At 68.5% G+C, this 2693-nt stretch carries 2 protein-coding genes; one reads left to right on the forward strand and one right to left on the reverse strand.

What is annotated here, in order from left to right:
* Window positions 1-287: c-type cytochrome (locus tag F3J10_RS35170; protein ID WP_167220022.1), on the forward strand; the 287-nt coding region annotated here is incomplete at its 5' end.
* A 109-nt stretch (window positions 288-396) separates the two neighbouring features.
* Here the strand turns inward: F3J10_RS35170 and F3J10_RS35175 are convergent.
* On the reverse strand, window positions 397-2481 hold the full coding sequence (locus tag F3J10_RS35175) for a UvrD-helicase domain-containing protein (RefSeq protein ID WP_025097746.1): 2085 nt from the start codon (window positions 2479-2481) through the stop codon (window positions 397-399).
* Between the last annotated feature and the right edge of the window lie 212 nt (window positions 2482-2693).

A 2693-nucleotide genomic window follows, 5' to 3' on the forward strand; every position in this document is an offset into this window, starting at 1 on the left:
CCGCCCTGCCCAAGGCCGGCGCCGCACCGGCCGTCGCGCCCGGCGGCGCCGGCGCGGGCAAGGCGCTGTACGACTCGGTGTGCGTGGCCTGCCACGCGGCCGGCGTGCTCGGCGCGCCCAAGTTCGGCAACAAGGCCGACTGGGCGCCGCGCCTGAAGGATTCGATGGACACCGTCTACAACTACGCGCTGCACGGCAAGGGTTCGATGCCGCCCAAGGGCGGCTCGAACGCGCCCGACGACCAGGTCAAGGCCGCCGTCGACTACATGGTGGGCGCGGCGAAGTAAGCCGCGCCGGCCGGCTCGCACCAAGCCGGCCACGAAAAAATGGCCCGTGTCCGCTCCAGGCGGCACGGGCCATCTTCGTTCAGGGGCTGTCGAGCCGCGAGCCCGGCGGCTACTTCTGCAGCAGCGCCTTCAGGCTCGCCAGCCGGTCCTTCGGCGTCATCGGCGCCTCCTCGGGGGTGGGCGGCGGCGCCTCGTCCAGTTCCATCTCGACGATGAAGCGCGAGGGCTCGCAGACGATCGTCTCGCGCGCCCGCTTGCGCTTCTTGCACCAGTTCAGGTGCAGGCTGCGCTGCGCGCGCGTGATCGCCACGTACATCAGGCGCCGCTCCTCCTCGATGCGCTCGTCGTCGATCGTGTCGTCCTCGCTGCCGCCGCGATGCGGCATCACGCCTTCCTCCACGCCGACCAGGAACACGTGCGGATACTCGAGCCCCTTCGAGGCGTGCACGGTGGACAGGCGCACCGCGTCGGGATCCTCCTCCTTGCCCTCCAGCATCGACATCAGCGCGACGGTCTGGATCAGGCCCAGCAGGTTCTTGCCGGTATCGGCCAGGCCGTCGGCGTTGTGGAAGCCCTCGGCCTCGCCGTCGACCGCCTCGGTTTCCGGCTTGGTGCCCTTGCGCTTCAACCACTCGAGGAATTCCAGCACGTTCTGCCACTTGCTCTGCGCCTGGCGCTCGTCGAAGGCGTCGTACAGGTAGGCCTCGTAGTGGATCGCCTCCATCATGTCGTCGAGCACGGTGGTGGCGGGATCCTTGTCGGCGCGCTCGGTCAGGCGCTGGATGAAGTCGCAGAACATGCGCAGCGGCTCGATCTGCCGCGCCGACAGCCGCGCCTCGATGCCGCCCATGTAGACCGCCTCGAACAGCGACACCTTGGCCTGCCCCGCGTAGGAGCCGAGCGCCTCCAGCGTGGTGTTGCCGATCCCGCGGCGCGGCGTGGTGACGGCGCGGATGAAGGCGGGATCGTCGTCGGCGTTGGCGATCAGGCGCAGGTAGGCGCACAGGTCCTTGATCTCGGCCTTGTCGAAGAAGGACTGGCCGCCCGACAGCACGTAGGGGATCCGCTCGCGGCGCAGCACCTGCTCGAAGATGCGCGCCTGGAAATTGCCGCGGTAGAGGATCGCGTAGTCGCGGAACTGGGTGCGCCGCTCGAACTTGTGCGCCGAGAGCCGGAACACCACCGATTCGGCCTCGTGCTCCTCGTCGTTGCAGGGCGTCACGGTAATGGTGTCGCCCATGCCGTGCTCGGACCACAGCTTCTTCTCGAACAGCTTCGGGTTGTTGGCGATCACGTTGTTGGCGGCGGTCAGGATCCGCACCGTCGAGCGGTAGTTCTGCTCGAGCTTGACCAGATGCAGCTTCGGGAAATCCTTGCCGAGCTGGGCCAGGTTCTCCAGCGTCGCGCCGCGCCAGCCGTAGATCGCCTGGTCGTCGTCGCCGACCGCCGTGAAGGCCGCGCGCGGCCCGGCCAGCAGCTTGAGCAGCTCGTACTGGCAGGCGTTGGTGTCCTGGTACTCGTCGATCAGCAGGTAGCGCAGCTTGTTCTGCCAGCGATCGCGCACCTGCTCGTTCGCCGCGAACAGCTCGGTGGGCAGGCGGATCAGGTCGTCGAAGTCGACCGCCTGGTAGGCGTGCAGGGTGGCCACGTAGTTGCGGTAGACCAGCGCGGCCTGCTGCTCGTCCTCGTTGGCGGCGATCGCCAGCGCCTGCTCGGGCGTCACCAGCCCGTTCTTCCAGAGCGAGATGATGTTCTGGATCTTGCGGATCAGCCCCTTGTCGGTGGTGCCCATCTGCTCCTGCACCATGCCGAAGCAGTCGTCCGAATCCATGATCGAGAACTGCGGCTTGAGGCCGACGTGCTCGGCTTCCTGGCGCAGGATCTGCACGCCCAGCGAGTGGAAGGTACAGACCGTCAGCTGGTTGACCGGCACCTTGCGGCCTTCCTTGCCGGGCGTGGTCAGCGTCTTGCCTTCCAGCAGCTTGCCGACGCGCTCGCGCATCTCGGCGGCGGCCTTGTTGGTGAAGGTGACGGCCGCGATATGGCGCGGCTCGAAACCCTTGTTCTCGATCAGGTGGGCGATCTTCTGCGTGATCACGCGCGTCTTGCCGCTGCCCGCGCCGGCGAGCACGAGACAGGGACCGTCGAGATAGCGCACCGCTTCGCTTTGAGCGGCATTGAGACCTGCGGACATGGTGACTGGCGGACTGGAGTGCGGGTGACGGCGCCGCCGCCGCGCCTTGGGGCGGGCGCGGTGCGCGCGGCCTGAGCGGCTCGCGCGATGCGGAAAACGACGGACGCGGGAGGGCGCATGTTAACACGCCGCGCGCGATGGAACCGTGACGCGCGCGCGGCGACGGCGACGACGCGCGAGGGCGGCCCGGGCAGCGGCCGGAAAGCACCGCG

The organism is Burkholderia sp. Cy-637, from assembly GCF_011753175.1.
GTDB lineage: Bacteria > Pseudomonadota > Gammaproteobacteria > Burkholderiales > Burkholderiaceae > Burkholderia > Burkholderia gladioli.